The following is a 17,618-nucleotide window of genomic DNA, read 5'->3' as shown; positions in this document are numbered from 1 at the left end:
GCGCCTGTGCGTTGGAGATACCTGATCGCCAACCTGAGTCTCGTCACGCTCATCGTCACGCTGCTCGGCTTGCCTCTCGCCTATTTCATCGATCAGAGCGCCTGGTCCGACCTGGAGAATGCCGGGCAGCTCGACCGTGCCTACCTGATCGCACCGATCCTCAGGCTCCCGGCCGGTGCCCTTTCCGCTCGTCTGCCGGAGGTGGTCCACGCCTTCACTGCTGAGCACGCGGCGACCGCGGTGGTCATCGACGACGCGGGACGTCCGGTTGCCATGGGTGGTCCGCGGTCCGCAGATCTGTACCGGTCGAACGCATCGGCCGTACGCCGCGCCTTCCACGGTGAGAACGTGATCGAACGCGGGGATCTGCTGCCCGATGCCGCCCGTCCTCTGGTCGTTGCCCAGCAGTGGAAACTGGCGGACGGACGCCATTACGCCTTCCTGATCGGAGCCCCCACCCGACAATTGCGGAGCACCGTCGAGCGGCGCTGGACCGTCCTCGGGGGAGCCGGGTTGGCAGCGATCGCATGCACCACCGTGATGGTGTGGCTTCTGTCGGTGTGGGTGCTGCGTCCGGTCGAGCACACCGAGGCAGCGGTGCGTGCCCTGGCTCGGGGGCACGACGTGGAGCGCATCTCCGTTCACTCCGGTCCACCGGAATTGCGCACGCTGAACGCGCATGTGAACCACCTCGCGGGCACAGTCCAAGCCCTCGTCGAGCGGCAGCGTTTCTTCCTCGCTGATGCCTCCCACCAGCTCCGTAACCCTCTGGTGGCGCTCAGCCTGCGCGTCGAGAACCTGGAGCCCCACGTCGCCGATGCCGGGCACGCGAGCTATCAGAAGGTGCTGCGTGACATCGCCCGGCTTCGGGAGACACTGTCCGAAATCCTCGACATCTCGCAGGTGGTCAACGAGGAACAGCGGATCACCGAGGTCGATCTCACCGCGATCGTGGCGGACCGTGTCTCTAGCTGGTCCGTGGTGGCCTGGGAGCGACGCATCCGAATTCATCGCGTGCAGGCCGGCGGTCTGAGTGCGCTGGCTCGTCCCGGAGCTCTGGAGCAAGGGCTCGACGTACTCCTCGACAACGCAATCAAGTTCAGCCCGGCCCACAGCACGATCACCGTCGCGGTCGAATCAGGCGACACCTTCGTCGATGTCCATGTCCAGGATCAGGGGCCGGGGATGACGGACTCCGATCGCGAGCGGGCACAAGGCCGGAACTGGCGGCTGCCGCAGTCGAAGTGCGCCGGCAGTGGACTTGGCCTGTCGATCGCCACGATGCTGGTGAGTTCGTCGGGTGGGCATCTCGACCTTCTCCCGGCCGAGGGTGGACGCGGCCTGGACGCCCGTATCCGGTTGGCGCTCCCTGTGTCACGCGACCACTGAACACGATCTTGCCGAAAGGCTTGCACAACGCTGTCGCGGACCTCGCACTTTCTTGACTGCGCCCTGTCGACGCGCCGATACGTTCTGTAAGACGTTGCGGGCGCCCCGCGAGGGAACTGCCCCAGAGGGCGGTCGCAACTGTCTGACGTATTCCGTCGCCTCGCGATCCGTGTGCGCCCGTGCGTCTTCAGCTCACTGTGATCGACGAAGAAAGCTATGTCATGAGCTCAACAAGTGCGCCCACCACAGGTGTGCCAGGGGCGTCGCAAGGTGGCCAGCCGGTCGGCCTCGACCGCGCCACGACTCTCCTTCTGTCCGTCGCCACCGGCCTGTCCGTGGCGGCCCTCTACTACGCCCAACCGCTCCTGCAGGACATCCGAGACGCTTTCAACCTCGGCACCTCTGGGGCTGGGCTCGTCGTTACGGTCACCCAGGTCGGCTACGCGGCAAGCCTGCTGCTCCTGGTCCCCTTGGGGGACCTGCTGGAGCGACGCCGCCTGGTCACGACCATGTGTCTGGTGAGTGCCGCCGCGCTCGCCCTGACCGGTGCGGCGCCGAACGCATCGGTGCTGTACGTGGCCAGCGCGATCGTGGGTCTCTTCTCGACGACCGCCCAGATGCTCGTCGCCTTCGCGGCCGGCCTCGCGACCCCTGAGACGCGAGGCAAGACCGTCGGCACCGTGATGAGCGGCCTCCTGCTGGGCATCCTGCTCGCGCGCACCTTCGCTGGCTACCTCGCCGAACTCGGCGGCTGGCGCACCGTCTTCTGGACCGCCGCCGTCCTCATGCTCCTCCTGGCTGCGGCCCTGCGGTCCCGGCTGCCGCTGACACCCCCGGCCTCCGAGCTCGGATACGGTGCGCTGCTGCGTTCGGTGTTCACCATCTTCAAGGAGGAGCGGGTCCTGCGCGTGCGTGCTGCGTACGGCTCGCTCACCTTTGCCGGCTTCAGCGTGCTGTGGACGCCCATCGGCTTGATGCTGGCCGCGCCTCCGTACCACTACTCGACCGCCACCATCGGGCTGTTCGGACTGGCAGGAGTGGCCGGTGCGGCCGCCGCCTCCGTGGCGGGACGAGCCGCCGACCGAGGTCGCGCACGCCTGGTGACCGGCCTGTGTGCGGTGCTGCTGACCCTCATGTGGATCCCGATGGGCTTCGGCCGACACTCGGTGATCGCCCTGATCATCGGCATCATCGGCTTCGACCTGGCCTGCCAGGCGATGCACATCACCAACCAGAGCCAGATCTACACGCTGCGCCCCGAAGCGCGCTCCCGGCTCACCGCCGCCTACATGACCTGCTACTTCGGTGGCGGCGTGATCGGCTCCGCGCTCGCCTCATTCGTCTACTCCGCCGCGGGCTGGGCCGGTGTGTCCTGGCTCGGCGCCGCCATCGGCGCTCTCGCCTGCCTGCTCTGGCTGGTCGACCCCGCCAAGAAGCAGCACTGACCCGCCTTCAACACCCGCTCCACGAAAGGCAGTCATGCCCACCATCGGCACGACGCGGGCACCCGATCGAGCCCGCACCTCCTCCGGCGAGACCCGCTGGACCACCTACTGGAACGTCCGCCGCGACGCCTTCGCCGCTGAATGCGAGGCAGCGCGCGCGGACCTGCTGGCCGACCTGGCCGACCCGGACACCGCACAGGCGCGGGTGCTCGAAGACATCGTTACCCTCGGCGCCGACTCGGTGCACTGGCGCGAGAGCGGCTACGACGCTGTCGCGGACACCGCACCGGGTACGGCCCGCGCCGAGGCTTTCCGCCGCCTGCTCCCGATCATGCGGTACGACGACTTCGCGCCGCTCGTCGAGCGGGAGACCCTCGCCAAAGGCGGCGTCCTGAGCTGCAGCCCGGTGCTGCGCTGGCTCAAGACCAGCGGCACCACCGGCAACTCGAAGCGGGTTCCCTACACCCGGCACTGGCTGACTTCCTACCGCATACCTGCCATGCAGGCCATGTGGGGCACGTACCTCGCCCTGCACCCCGAGATCCTCGACGGTCCCTACGCCACCCTGGACACCCAGACCGTTCGGGAGGGGGCCGCCGACTTCATCGAGGGCGTCGCGTACCAGGCGGTGAGCAACCGCCACCCGCGCCTCGGCGGCCTGGACTGGAATCCGCCGTGGTACGAGGCCCCGTGGATGGGCCCGGACACCCCGACCAGCCACGAGGGCCGGATGTACCACCGCGTCCGGCACCTGCTCGGACGGCCGCTTCAGGTGATCACCGCGATCAACCCGAGCACCCTGATCTCGCTGCGGGACCTGATCTCCGAGTTCGGCGACCGGCTCGTCGACGACGTACGCGCCGGCACCCTCGACGGCTTGCCATGGGGCGAGCCCGACATCGAAGGCGCCGATCGGTTGCAACTGATTCTGAAGGAGCCGCACTTCGCCCTCACCGACATCTGGCCGACGCTGCGGCTCTACAGTTGCTGGCTGTCCGCGTCGGCCGGGCTCTACCAGCGCAAACTGGACAAGATCCTTCCCGGCGTCGCGCGGCTGCCGTTCATGAGCTGCGGCACGGAGGGCGTCACCACGCTCCCGGTGGACGGGTCGGCCGACGCCCAGCCGCTCGCCGTCAGCCAGGCGTTCTTCGAGTTCGTACCCGCCGACGTACCGCTGGCCGAGCGGATCGCGGCCAGCGAGCCCGTACGCACCCTGCTCTTCGACGAAGTGGAGCCGGGCGCCGACTACCACCTGATCATGTCGCAGGGCAACGGCCTGTACCGGTTGTGGACCGGCGACCTCTACCGCGTCCACCGCGTCGTGGACGGCGTCCCGTGGGTCAGCTTCGTACGCCGCGACGGTTCGTTCCACTCCTTCACCGGCGAAAAGCTGACCGAAGGCCAGGTCACCGACGCGCTGCGCCGCGGCTTCGCCGACCTCGGCCTGGACATGGGCCTGTACCTCTGCGGCCCGCAGTGGGCCGAGCCTCCGCACTACGTCGCCGTCGTGGAGACCCGCGACGAGGACACTCACCGCGCCGCCGAGATCTCGGCCCGCGTGGACGACGTGCTGCGTGAGATCAATATCGAGTACGGGTCCAAGCGGGACAGCCGCCGACTTGACCCGATCCAGATCCATCTCGTGCCACGCGACGCGGTCGGCGCATACGTCGAGAGCCGGCGGCAGCAGGGCAACGCGGCTCAGTACAAGTACAAGCCGTTCCACACAGACGCCGAGTTCATCACGGCGTTCACCGGCTCTGAAGGGGACGTCCGTGTTTGACCTCAAGCGTGCGCCGCGCGACGTGCGCCGCGAGATCCGCCACGTCGACCGAGACGGCACCCGCCTCGCCCTCCACGTCTGGCGCCCCGAGCACCCCAAGGCCGCCGTCTTCTACTTCCACGGGCTGCAGAGCCATGCCGGATGGCTGTGGGAGACCGGCCCTCGGTTCGCTGAGAACGACGTTGCGTTCTACGTTCTGGACCGGCGCGGCAGCGGCCTGAGCGAGGGAGCCCGCGAAGAACTCGCCGACGCCGAAACGCTGTTGGCGGACTACACTTCCGGGGTCGCCGAGGTCCGTCGTGCGGAGGGGGACGACATCCCGCTCGGCCTGTTCGGGCACTGCCTGGGCGGCTCCTTCCTCGCCGCCCTGATGCATCACCCCGAGTTCACCGTCCCGTACGACGCGGCCGTCTTCTGCTCTGCCTGGCTCGGCAAGCTGCACGCCACCCTGAGCGAGGAGCAGCGCCGCGCGCTCGCCGCCGACGCAAGTGACGAGCTCTGGGACGCGGGTCTGGCCTCGTCCGAATTCACCGCCGATGTCCGCCTCCAGCGGTTCATCGACGAGGATCCGCTCGCCGTTCGCCGCCTCACGCGGCGTTCGCGGGCAGTCCTGCTCGATCTGGAGCGGCGCTACCTGGATCCCGCGAGGCCCCCGCTGCCGCAGGCGGCGAGCGCCTTCCTCTCGGGCCATGACGACCCCATCGTCGACCTCGACGACGCCCAGAAGGCGTTCATTCAGCTCACCTATGGCAAGGGCGAGCTGACGATGCTGCCCACGGACCGGCACTACCTGCTGTTCACCGAGGCACGGGACCGGCTGATCGACTGGACGTCTGCGTTCGTTCTGCTCAGCGGGGTCGACCATGTCGGCTGACCAGCGCGTGGCCGCCGTCAGGCAGCGCACCACGTCGGTCGAGGCGTTCTCCGCCCAGGTGCCCATGCAGCGTCCCTTCGCGCACGCCTCGCACCGCCGCGACATGGCCGACTCCGTGCTGGTGCGCTGCGAGATCGACGGCTTCACGGGATGGGGCGAGGGCGCGCCCCGCCCCTACGTCACCGGCGAAACCAGCGCCGGGGTACTCTCCGCCCTCAGCAGCGAGAACCCTGCACTCGTCCTGGAGGAGCTCGCTCAGGCCGCCACCTTCGAGGACGGGGTGACACGGCTCGCACGGCTCGACTTTCCCCGCCTGCTCGGTGGCGCCGTACGGGCACCAGCGGCAGCCGCTGCCCTGGAGACGGCGGCCCTGGATGCCTGGTGCCGACTGCACGACCGCCCGCTGCGGGACGCGCTGGTCGCAGCCGCCCCGCCTGGCACCCTGCTGGCCCGCCCTCTTGTGCGGCCCGCCGCCTTGGTGGTGGATCTCAGCCGTGATCCTGCCGGGCTTCTGGCGGACCTCGGTGAGGACGCCGTAGGCCGCCTGCAGCACGTCAAACTGAAAGCCTCGGCCGACCCGTACGAGACAGCCAAGGCTGCCGAGCTCCTGAGTGAGGCGCTGCCATCTGAAGCGACCTTGTCCGTGGATGCCAACTGCGGTTGGGATGCGGACGATGCACTGGTCGCGGCCGAACTGCTCGCTCCGGTCGTCGCCTGGATCGAAGAGCCGACAGTCGCCCGCTCCTGGGCAGTGCTGCGGCGCATCCGCGCGCGCACCGGCGCCCGCATCATGCTCGACGAATCGGCCGTGGACGTAGCCGACCTGGAGACGGCGTCAACGCTGCAGGCGGCCGATGCGGTGAACATCCGGATCTCCAAGTGCGGCGGCATCCTCCCCGCCCTGCAACTGGCACGACGTGCCGACGAACTGGGCATTGGTCTCCAACTGGGCGTTCAAGTCGCCGAGGTGGGCCCGCTGTGGGCCGCCGGGCGACTGCTCGCCGCCCACCTCCGCGACCCGCTCGCCATCGAGGCGGGGCGGCAGGACGAGTGGTTTCCCACCCCACTCACCGATCCGCCGTACCGGATCGACCGCAGCCACCACCTCGCTCCACCGCTGGACGGGCCCGGCCTCGGCCTCGTGCCCTCCCCGGAACTCCTCTCCTGTTGCCGCTCGGCAGCGACCACTGTCCAGTCCTGAACTACGCACCCCAGAAAGAGAAGTGATCACCGTGACCGACACGACCACCACCCGCCGCACCGCCCTGATCATCGGTGCCGCAGGGGGCATCTGTGCCGCCTTGTCCCGCAAGCTGGCCGAGCGCCGCGAACGCCTCGTCCTGTTCGACCGCGACGACGTGCGCGTCAAGGAACTGGCCGAGGAGCTGGCCGAGTTCACGGATGTTCGTGTCATCGTCGGCGACATCATGGACGTGCCGGACACCGAGCGACAGCTCGCCGAGCTCACCGGCGAGTGGGCGCCGACCATCCTGGTCAATGGCACCGGCGGCGACACCCGCGTCCTGCCGGTCACTGAGCTCGACGAGGACTTCCTGCGCGCCTCGGTGGCCGAGAACCTGGTTCCGGTGCTCACCGCCGTTCGCCTCTGCGTGCCGGCGATGAAGGAGGCCGGGTACGGCCGCATCGTCAACTTCACCTCGGCCGGGGGCCGGACCTACAGCCACTTCAACAACGCCGCGTACGTCGCAGCCAAGGCCGGCGTCATCGGCTTCACCAAGCAGACGGCATACGAACTCGCCCCGCACGGCATCACCGTGAACACCGTCGCCCACGGCCCGATCGCCACCGACCGTGTGGCCGGTGCCTGGGAGCGCCGTCCCGAGGAGCAGAAGGAAGCCGTCTTGTCGAAGATCCCGATGCGCCGCATGGGCACGGTCGCCGAAGCTGTGGGCAGCGTCCTGCACCTGACGTCCGAGGACTCCGGCTACAGCACGGGAGCGGTGATCGACATCAACGGCGGCATCTGGATCTGAGCCACGACCACCACCCCACAACCCCCACATCTACCAGGAGTCATCAGCCATGCAGGTTTTCGCAGTCGAGTGGTCGTACGCAGTGGACCGGGACGGCCGTCAGGCGGTCAACGGGCAGCACAAGGCCCATCTCAAGGAGCTCGCCGAACAGGGCGTACTCCTCGCCGGCGGCCCGCTGCCGCAGGACAACTCGGGTCTGCTGATCTACCGGGTCGAGGACCGGGCCGCGCTCGCCGCGCTCTTCCGCGACGACCCGTACATCACGGCCGGGTACGTCAAGCACAGCAGCATCCGTGAGTGGCAGATCAACTTCGGCCCGCTGGCCCAGTCGTGAAGCCGGGCAAGGTGGTCGTCATCGGCCGCAACTACGCGGACCGCACGGGCGACTCGGCCCCCGATCCCGCTGGACCCATCATCTTCCTCAAGCCCGCCACCTCGGTGATCGGTTCGGGCGGAACAGTGGAGGTGCCCGCCGACCTCGGCGAGGTCCGCTTCGAGGGGGAGCTCGCCGTCGTCATCGGCGAGCGGTGCAAGAACGTACCCACCACCCGGTATCGGGACGTCGTGCGCGGCTACACATGCGCGGACGACATCACCGCCTGGGACCTGGGCCAGGGCACCAGGCAGTGGTCGCGGGCCAAGAGCTACGACACGTTCTGCCCGTTGGGCCCGACCGTGGTCGAGGACCTCGACCCGGACGACCTGGCGATCGTGACGACCGTGAACGGGGCGGTTCGGCAGAAGGGCAGCACTTCACAGATGGTGCGCCCGGTGCCCGAGCTGATCGCCGCGGCCAGCCGCCTGATGACGCTGGAGCCCGGGGACGTGATCCTCACTGGGACACCGGATGGTTCGGGCCCGGTGCGGGACGGCGACGAGGTGCGGATCACGGTTGAGGGAATCGGCACACTGGCACACGCTGTCCGCATGGTCTGACTACCACTGTCTGTGGGCCGTTGAGACAGAGCCTCGTATTCGAGGTGACTGCGTTGGTTCAGTCACCGGAAGGCTCCTGTCATGCGTGAGCGATGCGTAAGCGGACGTAGCCCCACAGCCTGTCATGCGGCAAAACCAGTCATCTGGCGCCAGCTCTCTGACCTGAAGTTTCCGGACAACGCATCAGTCCTCGCGACCGTCAAACACAAGATCGCCGACACTTTTAATCCATTGGTTGTGGGTTCGAGTCCCACAGGGTCTACGAGTGCGGGGGAGGGGTCACCCCTCCGGCCCGGGCGCTGTTTTGCTTCCCGCGGGTGTGGGGTTGCCGGGGTGTCAGGAGGCCAGCTGGTTGAGCTTGCGGAGCTGTTGGTCGAAGACCCGGGCGGGGGCGAAGCGGTGCAGCATTCCCGCGCGGCGGGCCATGGGGCTCGCGGTGTAGCGCAGCTTGGGCTTCGCGGCGGTCGCTGCCGTGACGACGACCTTGGCCACGAGGGCGGGGGCGTCGCCGTTGCCGACGGCTTCCGCCATGACGCGGCCGACGGTGGTGCGTTGCTTGTCGTAGACCGGCAGGGGAGCGTCGGGCTTGGTGCTGTTGGCCTCGAACCCGGTCCTGCTGTAGGCGGGTTGGACGAGCAGCGCCCGGATGCCCTGGCCGCGTATCTCGTGGTCGAGGGACTCGGTGTAGCCCTCGATCGCGTGCTTGGAGGCGGCGTAGGCGGCCATGTACGGCTGGGGCAGGAATCCGAGTACGGACGAGATGTTGATGATTCGTCCTCGCCCTGCGGCGCGCATGTGCGGCAGGGCCGCGTTCACCATGCGCATGACCCCGAAAACGTTGGTCTCGAAGACGTCCTGGGCCTGTGCGACGGAGGTTTCCTCGGCCGCGGCGATCGAGCCGATGCCGGCGTTGTTGACCAGGACGTCGATCCGCCCGGACCGCTCGATCGTCTGCTGGACCGCTGCGGCGGCCGAGGCGTCACTGGCCACGTCGAGGTCGAGGAACGTCACGCCGTCGAGCGGCGGGACGCGCGAGGCGTCGCGGCTCGTGCCGACCACGTCGAAACCCGCCGCGACCAGCGCGGCCGCGGTTTCCCTCCCGATGCCGGACGATGCGCCCGTCACGAGTGCCACCGGCTGGTTCGTCGCCATCATGGGTTCCTGACTCAAGGGGAAACTGATCGGTCTCCAACCACCGTAAACCGATCGGTTTCCGCGTGCAAGGTTTCGCGTCAGTCCATCGTCGGCGCATCGTCAGTTCATCGTCAGCGCATGTCGGCCGCGTCGAGGAGGGTGGTCACCGTGGGTGTGACGAGTCCGGTCAGGTCGTCGGCCCGGATTCCCGCGCGGGCGCTGGCGCCGTCGAAGACCAGGCTGAGCTGGCGGGCGAGGAGGTCGGGGTCGCTCGCGCCACCCTGTTCGGCCTCGGCGCGGAAGAACGCCGTCAGGTTCCCCTTGACCTGGTGGGCCACCTCGCTCGCGGGGTGGCCCTGATCCTTGAGCTCGATCTGCGCGGCCAGGTACGGGCAGCCGCGGTACTCGGGCTCGCTCGCCTGCGATTCCACCTGCCCGAAGACGTACAGGATCCGCTCGCGGGGCGAACGGCCGTCGTCGGCCGCCGGCAGGAATCCGGCCACGAAGGCGGTGGCGCGCTCCTCCAGGCTCGCCGCCAGGAGTTCGTCCTTGCTGTCGAACAGCTGGTACATGGAGCGCTTCGACACCCCCGCCGCCCTGCACAGCGCCTCGATGCCGATGCCGACGCCCTCTCGGTAGGTGAGCGTGGCCGCGGCCTCCAGGAGTCGCTCTCGCGTGCTTGGCTTCACTTCGGTGGTCATACTGCGAGGTTAGTCCGATTCGGCCGCTGCGAAAACCAATCGGTTTACTGCTGCCGGCGCGCCTAGACTTGGCCGGCGCGGTCGAGCGTGGGTGTGTGGGACGGGAGCGAGCCGGTGGTGGCAGGGGTGGTCGGTGCGGGGCGGCGTGATGAGCCGTCGGCCGGCGTGCTCGCGCAGGCGGCCGAGGCGTTCGCTCTGCTGGCCTCGCCGACGCGGCTGCACATGGTGTGGGCGCTCGCGCAGGGCGAGAGCGATGTGAGCGGGCTCGCCGGGCGGGTGGGCGGCGCGCTGCCCGCGGTCAGCCAGCACCTGACGAAGCTGAAGCTCGCCGGTCTGGTCCGCTCACGCCGCGAGGGGCGTCGGCAGGTGTACTACGTCGACGATCCGGACGTCGTGACGGTGGTCCAGCTCATGATCGGCCAACTGACCGAACGCGCCGACCAGTCCGGGGCGCCCGTGCTCCGGCTGCGTGGTGCCGGGGCCTGAAGACGGCGGCCTCGCCTCCCGCGCCCTGCGGACCGCGCGGGCGTGGGAGGCGAGACCGGTTCTCCGCTCACCCGTAGGACAGGTTCGAGCAGATGCTCTCGTCGGCCGAGCGGGCGTTGGCGGCCACGCTGGACGGCACCGACGTCGGGGCCGGGGCCGCGGACGCGGTCGCGCCGGGGGAGTAGTCGGCACCGAGGACGACGCCGAGGCCCGGCTGGGTGCTCGCGGTGAGCTCGGCGCCCGGGAAGAGACCCGCGAGGGCCTTGGCATCGGACTTCTGGCCGGGCCCGTATGCGATCGATGTGACGCTCTGGTCCTGGGTCGCGGCGTTGGCCGTGCCGGTGACCGTGAATCCGTGTCCCTCAAGGCTCTTGGCCGCTTCGGCGCCGAGGCCCGGCGTGGTGGTGCCGTTGTAGACCGAGACGGAGGCGCCATGGCCCGACACCGTACGCGCGGCGGTCGCCGAGGGAGAGGCGGCGGACTTGCCCGCGTGCTTTCCGCCGGCGTTCTTGCCGTCGAGGGTGCGGTCGTCCTTGAGGGACGCCCACAGCGCGTCCGCGTCCGGGTGGACGACGGCGACGCGGCTGCCCTCGTACTTCCAGGGGATGGTGACGAACTTGACGTTGTGCAGGTCGATGTTCTTCAGCGACATGGAGAAGTTCAGCAGCTTGTCCGCCGAGCCGAGGCCGGGGTCCACGGTCATCGACTTCGTGGCGGCGTCCGCGAGCGGCAGCAGCTTCGTGGGCGTGAAGCCGTCGGACTTGATCTTCTTGATGAGGCTGGTGACGAAGGCCTGTTGGCGTTTGATGCGGCCGATGTCGGAGCCGTCACCGATCCCGTGCCTCAGGCGTACGTAGTCGAGCGCCTTCTGCCCGGAGACGGTCTGCTCGCCCTTCTTGAACAGGAGGTTGCCCTCCGTGGCCCGGCCGGGACTGAGGTCCTTCTGGTGGATGTCGTTCGGCAGACAGACCTTCACGCCGCCCACGACGTCGGTCAGTTTCGCGAAGCCTTTGAAGTCGACGACGACGGTGTGGTCGACGCGCAGCCCGGTCAGCTTCTCCACCGTGTTCTGGGTGCAGGCGGGGTTGCCCTTCGCGGTTTCCCCCATCGAGTAGGCCGAGTTGAACATCACGTCGCTCTGCGGCTTGCTCCAACTGCCGTCGGGGAGCTTGCACGCGGGGACGGTGACCAGGGTGTCGCGGGGGATGGAGACGCCGACGGCGTGCCGGTGGTCGGCGTAGACGTGCAGCAGGAACGCGGTGTCGGAGCGACCGATGTCGCCCTTGTCGCCACCGCCCAGGGCGCTGTTGCCGCCGGTGCGCGCGTCGGTGCCGACGACGAGGACGTTCTCGCCCTTGGACGCGGCGGCGTCCGGGCGGTTCTTGGAGACGCCGTCCGCGCCGAAGGTGTCGATGTTCCCGTTCAGCTTCAGGAACAGCCAGCCCGCGCCCGCGGTGACCAGGACGAGGAAGGACAGCCCTATGACGAGTGCCGGCCGCAGGCGACCGCGCCCCCGACGCCTGCGCCGCGCGGCGCGGCGGCCCCTCCCGGGTCGCGTGGGTTCGGCCCTCCGGCGACGGCGCCCGGGCGGCGCGGGGGAGGTCTGAGTCATCGCTGTGCCCTCACCTGTGCTGTGGCTGCTACGAGAGGGGACGTACGACGCCACCCTTTGGTTGTACGGTTGCGCAATGTAGCAAGCGCTGCTGAGGGTGCGGTACGTCCGCCATGCTCGCGGCCCGACCACGACAAGGGGTGGACGTCATGTTCCGCAACGCACTGGAGCCCTGGCATCTGCTGATCCTGGGCCTTGTGATCATCCTGCTCTTCGGCTCGAAGAAGCTTCCGGACACCGCCCGCTCGCTGGGCAAGTCGCTGCGCATCCTCAAGAGCGAGACCAAGGCCATGAAGGGGGACGGGGCGCGCGCCGACAGCGGCGACGCCGCGTCCGAGGTCGTCAGCCGCCCGGCCGGGGACTAGTCCGGGGCCGGGCGGTCGGTGACCAGGACCACATGGCCAGGGCCTCATGGTCACGTGGCGTCGAGGTCGAAGGCGACCGGCGCGCGGTCACGGCCCGTCGACGGCTTGGCCAGGCTGACGGCGGGCTCGACGGCGGGTTCCATGGCGGGCTCGACGGCGGGAGCGGCGCCACTGCCCCCGGTCGCGGTCGCCGTGGCGGCGTCCCGCACCGTGTCGACGGCTTCGGCCAGTTCCTGCCGGGGATCGAGTGCGTCCCGGATGTCGCCGAGTTCACGGCCGATTTCGGTGTCCGCGTTCAGGAGGTGTTTGCGGACGAACGTCTTCGGGTGCAGGTCCCGGACGTCGAAGTCCTGGAACTCGGGGCCGAGTTCGGAGCGGACCTCGTCTTGGGCGCTCTCGGAGAACTCGCGGATCTTGCGCACCGTACGGGCCGCGTTCTGGAGGAACTCCGGCAGTCTGTCCGGCCCGAACACCAGCACTCCGATGACGGCGATCGTGACCAGTTCCATCGGGCCCACGTCCGAGAACATCCGGCGCTCCTTGTCCGGCGACGGCGACGGCGACGGTGCGACGCTCCGCCACACAACGCTTTAGATATTGCGCAAGCAATGGAACCATTGTCGCGCCGCGGGCGTTGTTCCGGGTGACCGCACGCCGTGCAAGGCGGCTCGAACGATGGAGGTAGTAGTGGGAGTTTCCCTGGCCAAGGGCGGCAACGTGTCTCTCAGCAAGGAGGCGCCGGGCCTGACGGCGGTGCTTGTGGGCCTGGGCTGGGACGTGCGTACGACGACGGGTGCGGATTACGACCTCGACGCGTCCGCCCTGTTGTGCGACGGCTCGGGGAAGGTCGTCTCTGACCGGCACTTCGTCTTCTACAACAACCTCACCAGCCCGGACGGCTCCGTCGAGCACACCGGGGACAATCTCACCGGTGAGGGCGAGGGCGACGACGAGAGCATCAAGGTGAATCTCGCCGCGGTGCCCGCCGAGGTCGACAAGGTCGTCTTTCCCGTGTCGATCCACGACGCCGAGACGCGCGGCCAGAGCTTCGGCCAGGTCCGCAACGCGTTCATCCGCGTCGTGAACCAGGCGGGCGGTGCCGAGATCGCCCGCTACGACCTGTCCGAGGACGCGTCGACCGAGACCGCGATGGTCTTCGGCGAGCTGTACCGGCACGGGGCGGAGTGGAAGTTCCGCGCCGTCGGCCAGGGCTACGCCTCGGGCCTGGCCGGTATCGCGCAGGACTTCGGCGTGAACGTCTGACCTGGTTCCTGGTTCCGCCCGACCCGGCCCGCCGCCCATGCCGCGCGGCTCCGGGTCGGGTGAGGTCTGCCTCGATCTGTGAGATGTCCGTCTCCGTGGGCCGCGCGATCGGTGCGGGTTCACGGATGCACGGTGCACCTACTAACGTGCGGGGAATGTTCGGCAGCCACTTCGAGTCCGTAAACCCGGTAAGACGAGAAAGTCGACGTATGGGTTCCAGCACGACGAGGCGGCGGGAGGGCGTGGAATGAAGGAATCGGCGAACGCGTCGACGATGCCGCTGCCGCCGGCCCGGCCCATGGAGCAGCCTCCGGTCACCGCTCCGGCGCGGCCCGTTCAGGCGAAGCCCGGCAAGGCGCGCGACGCGTTCTACGACAACGCGAAGTACCTGGCGATCGTGCTGGTCGCCATGGGGCACTCCTGGGAGCCGCTGCGCGACATCAGCCGCTCGGCCTCCGCGCTCTACATCACGGTCTACACGTTCCACATGCCGGCGTTCATCATCATCTCCGGCTACATGTCGCGTTCGTTCGACGCGAGCCCCGGCCGGCTGAAGCGGCTGATCACGGGTGTGGCCGTGCCGTACGTGGTCTTCGAGGTCGTCTACACGTTCTTCAAGCGGTACGCCGGTGACGACCCGACCTATCCGATCAGCCTGCTCGACCCCTGGTACCTGACCTGGTTCCTGATCGCGCTGTTCATCTGGCGACTGACCACGCCGATCTGGAAGGTGGTCCGCTGGCCGATTCCGCTGGCGCTCGCCGTCGCGGCCCTCGCGTCCGTCTCACCGTCCATCGGCGACGACCTGGACCTGCAGCGCGTGCTCCAGTTCCTCCCGTTCTTCGTCCTGGGCCTGTGCCTGAAGCCCGAGCACTTCCAGCTGGTGCGCCGCAAGGAGGCGCGGATCGTCGCGGTGCCGGTCTTCGCGGCCGCGCTGCTGTTCGCGTACTGGGCGGCTCCGCGGATGAACGCGGCCTGGTTCTACCACCGGGACAGCGCGCAGGAGTTGGGCGCGCCCGGCTGGACCGGCATCGTCATGACGCTGGCCATGTTCGGCTGCTCGGTGATCCTCACGGCGTGCTTCTTCGCGTGGGTGCCGGGCCGCAAGCTGTGGTTCACGGCGCTCGGCGCGGGCACGCTGTACGGCTACCTGCTGCACGGGTTCCTCGCCAAGGGCTCGCGCTTCTGGGACTGGTACGACGTGGACTGGGTGCACAAGCCGCTCGGCATGGTCGGCGTGACCCTGATCGCCATGACGGTGATCACGGTGTTGTGCACGCCACCGGTGCAGCGGATGTTCCGGTTCGTGATGGAGCCGAAGATGGAGTGGGCGTTCAAGCGGGACGCGGCCCAGGTGGCGCGCGGGCGATAGCCCAGCGGAACCGACCTGCTCATGTGCCTCACACAGCGACAGTCTGTGTGGGGCACACGCCGTGGAAGCGCTTCCTCGCGCCTCCTTCGACCGGAGATACGGCGACTGTGTCCCCCCTGCCGGGGAACCTGTAACTCGACAGCCCTGTCGGGGTATCAGGGCGTCGGACCGACGAAAGGCAGGCAGGCATGGAGATCTCCGGCATCCTCACCGCGATCGTGATCGGCATCGTCATCGGTGTCCTGGGCCGCCTGGCCCTCCCCGGCCGCCAGCACATCGGCTTCCTGTGGACGATCCTCGTCGGCATCGTCGCGGCCCTGGTCGGCACGGCCATCGCCGCGGGCTTCGACGTCGCCGACACCAAGGGCATCGACTGGATCGAACTGGCCATCCAGATCTGCCTGGCAGCCGTCGGCGTCGCCGGCGTGGAACGCCTCAAGGGCCACCGCTGACAGCCCGGTCGCCTCAAGGGCCGCCGCTGACAGTCGCGGCCTAGGCTCGGGCCATGGCACCCATAGACGCGGAGATCGCACGCGACCTGGCCCCCACCGGGGTCTTGCGCGCCTCGCTCAACCTCGGCAACCCGGTCCTCGCCCAGGGCACCCCCGACGAGCCTTCCGGCGTCACGGTCGAACTCGCCCGCGAGGTCGCCGCACGCCTGGAGCTGCCGGTGCGGTTCATCTGCTTCGACGCGGCCCGCAAGTCGTACGCCGCGATGGCCGAGGGCCACGCCGACCTGTGCTTCCTGGCCGTGGATCCGGATCGCGAGAAGGACGTCGCGTTCAGCACGCCGTACGTACACATCGAAGGGGTGTACGCGGTACCCGTGGACGCGGCGTTCGGCTCTGCCGACGACGTCGACCGCGGCGGGGTGCGCGTCGGGGTCAAGAAGGGGTCCGCGTACGACCTTCACCTGAGCCGTACCCTGCGCCACGCCACAGTGGTGCGCGGCGACGAGGGGGTCGACACCTTCCATGCCGAGGACCTGGACGTAGCGGCCGGTATCCGCCAGCCGCTGACCGCGCACGTGTCCCAGCGGGCCGAACTGCGGCTGCTGGAGCCAGCGTTCATGACGATCCGGCAGGCCATGGGCACCACGAGGGAGCGGAGCCCGAGGACCACGCGGTTCCTCGACGAACTCGTGACCGAGCTGCTGGCGTCCGGGTTCGTCTCGGACGCGCTGCGCCGCTCCGGCCAGGACCCGACACTGGCCGCCCCCACGGCAGGTCGCGGATGCGGGGCCGCTGCCGGCCCGTCGTGCGACGACAGCGACCCCGTCGGGCCCTGAGGCGCATCCCCCCGATTCGCCCAGGGCCTGCAGGTCCCGTACGGGGAGGCCGTGGCCGCGGGAGTGGCCCGGCGTGCCCCCGCAGGGGACGATCAGAAACTCGGCTGCCGCGTGGGCGCCGACGCCCGGGGATCGGGGGCACGGGCAGCCGGTCACCGGCTGCCGAAGGTGAGACGAGTGAGAACGAGGTGGAGCGACAAAACCGTGCATGCTCCACTATCCGAACCATAGATGACCGATGTGGCCCTGAACAGAGAGCTGTCGCCCCGGAGTTGGCCGGAGGAACGACAGCCTCCTGCCGGTCGGCAGCGGTCCCGTTCAGATTCCGGCGAGGGGCGTGCACGAACGGTCAGGTGTGATCGGGCTGCGTGCGAACACCGTCGGGGTCCCGACATCCTGATCCCGCGCCGCACTGCGCCACCAAGGGCCGCAGTACGCTGCGAAAGCGGACGCCCCAGGCCCCGGCCCTCTCCGTGCAGTTCCGTACCGCGCAACAGAGGCCCTGCGCACTCGTCCGGTACCACCAGAGGAGATGGGGCCTGTGCACCCGCACCCCGACCTCTCCGTTCCATCCGAGCCGTCCGAATTCTTCGCCGGGTGTCGCGTCGTCCACCCTCGCGGCGAGGTGGATCTGACCACCTCCGCCGCCTTCGGGGAGTCCCTGGTACGCGCCCGCGGCGGCACCGGCCGGCTGTTCCTGATCGTCGACATGAGCCGGCTGACGTTCATGGACACCAGCGGCCTGGACCCGCTCTGCGAGGCATGGGAGGACTGTCGCGCCCGGCACGGCTGGCTGCGTCTCGTACGCGCCCCGACGAGCGCCCGACTGGTGCTGCGGGCAGCGGAAACGCTGCCCCACCTGCCCTGGTACGCCTCCGTCAGGGACGCCTGCCAGGGGATACCCTCCCAGCCCGGGCCAACAGGCGGCGGGCCGGCATGACCGGAACGGTGTGCGGCGACGGCGCCCGGACACGCG

General features: G+C 69.1%; 19 protein-coding genes. 15 read left to right on the top strand and 4 right to left on the bottom strand.

Annotated features, from left to right (window positions below; translation table 11 throughout):
• The first annotated feature begins 6 nt into the window (after window positions 1-6).
• The 8 genes from ACP4E5_RS22395 (at window position 7) to ACP4E5_RS22360 (ending at window position 8,421) form a co-directional block, all read left to right on the top strand.
• Window positions 7-1,389 (top strand): sensor histidine kinase, encoded by a 1,383-nt coding sequence (locus ACP4E5_RS22395; protein ID WP_425831399.1) that lies wholly within the window; start codon window positions 7-9, stop codon window positions 1,387-1,389.
• A 221-nt stretch (window positions 1,390-1,610) separates the two neighbouring features.
• Window positions 1,611-2,834, top strand: a complete 1,224-nt coding sequence (locus ACP4E5_RS22390) for an MFS transporter (RefSeq protein WP_425831397.1) — start codon at window positions 1,611-1,613, stop codon at window positions 2,832-2,834.
• Between the two features lie 34 nt (window positions 2,835-2,868).
• Window positions 2,869-4,617: a GH3 family acyl-acid amido synthetase gene (locus tag ACP4E5_RS22385; protein WP_425831395.1), complete on the top strand. Its 1,749-nt coding sequence runs from the start codon at window positions 2,869-2,871 to the stop codon at window positions 4,615-4,617.
• Window positions 4,610-5,491, top strand: coding sequence for an alpha/beta hydrolase (locus tag ACP4E5_RS22380; RefSeq protein WP_425831393.1), 882 nt, complete (start codon window positions 4,610-4,612; stop codon window positions 5,489-5,491). Before ACP4E5_RS22385 ends, ACP4E5_RS22380 begins: the two co-directional genes overlap by 8 nt.
• Window positions 5,481-6,692 (top strand): enolase C-terminal domain-like protein, encoded by a 1,212-nt coding sequence (locus ACP4E5_RS22375; protein ID WP_425831391.1) that lies wholly within the window; start codon window positions 5,481-5,483, stop codon window positions 6,690-6,692. The genes ACP4E5_RS22380 and ACP4E5_RS22375 overlap by 11 nt, the downstream gene beginning before the upstream one ends.
• Window positions 6,693-6,723: 31 nt before the next feature.
• A complete protein-coding gene (locus ACP4E5_RS22370) occupies window positions 6,724-7,485 on the top strand; it encodes an SDR family NAD(P)-dependent oxidoreductase (RefSeq protein ID WP_425831389.1) in 762 nt (253 codons plus the stop codon).
• A gap of 49 nt (window positions 7,486-7,534) precedes the next feature.
• Complete coding sequence (locus ACP4E5_RS22365; protein WP_425831387.1) at window positions 7,535-7,819, top strand: YciI family protein; 285 nt, start codon at window positions 7,535-7,537, stop codon at window positions 7,817-7,819.
• Window positions 7,816-8,421, top strand: coding sequence for a fumarylacetoacetate hydrolase family protein (locus ACP4E5_RS22360; RefSeq protein WP_425831385.1), 606 nt, complete (start codon window positions 7,816-7,818; stop codon window positions 8,419-8,421). The genes ACP4E5_RS22365 and ACP4E5_RS22360 overlap by 4 nt, the downstream gene beginning before the upstream one ends.
• 336 nt (window positions 8,422-8,757) lie before the next feature.
• On the opposite strand, the gene ACP4E5_RS22355 is transcribed toward ACP4E5_RS22360, so the two are convergent.
• Together ACP4E5_RS22355 and ACP4E5_RS22350 are read right to left on the bottom strand one after the other, a co-directional pair.
• Window positions 8,758-9,573 (bottom strand): oxidoreductase, encoded by an 816-nt coding sequence (locus ACP4E5_RS22355; protein ID WP_425831383.1) that lies wholly within the window; start codon window positions 9,571-9,573, stop codon window positions 8,758-8,760.
• A 113-nt stretch (window positions 9,574-9,686) separates the two neighbouring features.
• Entirely contained in the window at window positions 9,687-10,256 is a 570-nt protein-coding gene (locus tag ACP4E5_RS22350) for a TetR/AcrR family transcriptional regulator (RefSeq protein ID WP_425831382.1), read from the bottom strand.
• Window positions 10,257-10,370: 114 nt separating this feature from the next.
• Here ACP4E5_RS22350 and ACP4E5_RS22345 point away from each other — a divergent pair, with 114 nt between their 5' ends.
• A complete protein-coding gene (locus ACP4E5_RS22345) occupies window positions 10,371-10,742 on the top strand; it encodes an ArsR/SmtB family transcription factor (protein ID WP_425831378.1) in 372 nt (123 codons plus the stop codon).
• A 67-nt stretch (window positions 10,743-10,809) separates the two neighbouring features.
• Here ACP4E5_RS22345 and ACP4E5_RS22340 read toward each other — a convergent pair whose 3' ends face one another.
• Complete coding sequence (locus ACP4E5_RS22340; RefSeq protein WP_425831376.1) at window positions 10,810-12,354, bottom strand: LCP family protein; 1,545 nt, start codon at window positions 12,352-12,354, stop codon at window positions 10,810-10,812.
• A gap of 149 nt (window positions 12,355-12,503) precedes the next feature.
• Here ACP4E5_RS22340 and tatA point away from each other — a divergent pair, with 149 nt between their 5' ends.
• Window positions 12,504-12,719 carry a Sec-independent protein translocase subunit TatA gene (gene tatA, locus ACP4E5_RS22335; protein WP_425831374.1) on the top strand — a complete coding sequence of 72 codons (216 nt, stop codon included), beginning with the start codon at window positions 12,504-12,506 and terminating at the stop codon, window positions 12,717-12,719.
• A 50-nt stretch (window positions 12,720-12,769) separates the two neighbouring features.
• Here the strand turns inward: tatA and ACP4E5_RS22330 are convergent, their stop codons facing one another.
• Window positions 12,770-13,249, bottom strand: coding sequence for a sec-independent translocase (locus ACP4E5_RS22330; protein ID WP_425831372.1), 480 nt, complete (start codon window positions 13,247-13,249; stop codon window positions 12,770-12,772).
• 157 nt (window positions 13,250-13,406) lie between these two features.
• Here ACP4E5_RS22330 and ACP4E5_RS22325 point away from each other — a divergent pair, with 157 nt between their 5' ends.
• From ACP4E5_RS22325 to ACP4E5_RS22305, 5 genes are all read left to right on the top strand, one after another.
• A complete protein-coding gene (locus ACP4E5_RS22325) occupies window positions 13,407-13,982 on the top strand; it encodes a TerD family protein (protein WP_425831370.1) in 576 nt (191 codons plus the stop codon).
• Window positions 13,983-14,229: 247 nt separating this feature from the next.
• Entirely contained in the window at window positions 14,230-15,354 is a 1,125-nt protein-coding gene (locus tag ACP4E5_RS22320; protein ID WP_425831368.1) for an acyltransferase family protein, read from the top strand.
• Between the two features lie 188 nt (window positions 15,355-15,542).
• Complete coding sequence (locus ACP4E5_RS22315) at window positions 15,543-15,806, top strand: GlsB/YeaQ/YmgE family stress response membrane protein (RefSeq protein ID WP_425831366.1); 264 nt, start codon at window positions 15,543-15,545, stop codon at window positions 15,804-15,806.
• A gap of 53 nt (window positions 15,807-15,859) precedes the next feature.
• On the top strand, window positions 15,860-16,642 hold the full coding sequence (locus ACP4E5_RS22310; protein ID WP_425831364.1) for a transporter substrate-binding domain-containing protein: 783 nt from the start codon (window positions 15,860-15,862) through the stop codon (window positions 16,640-16,642).
• 541 nt (window positions 16,643-17,183) lie between these two features.
• The gene (locus ACP4E5_RS22305; RefSeq protein ID WP_425831362.1) at window positions 17,184-17,582 is read left to right on the top strand and encodes an STAS domain-containing protein; all 399 of its coding nucleotides are present in this window, start codon (window positions 17,184-17,186) and stop codon (window positions 17,580-17,582) included.
• Window positions 17,583-17,618: the final 36 nt, after the last annotated feature.

The sequence above is a fragment of the Streptomyces fractus genome, assembly GCF_049844455.1.
Taxonomy (GTDB): domain Bacteria; phylum Actinomycetota; class Actinomycetes; order Streptomycetales; family Streptomycetaceae; genus Streptomyces; species Streptomyces fractus.
Note: the sequence above shows the minus strand (reverse complement) of the source record. Positions and strands in the feature narration are given on the sequence as shown.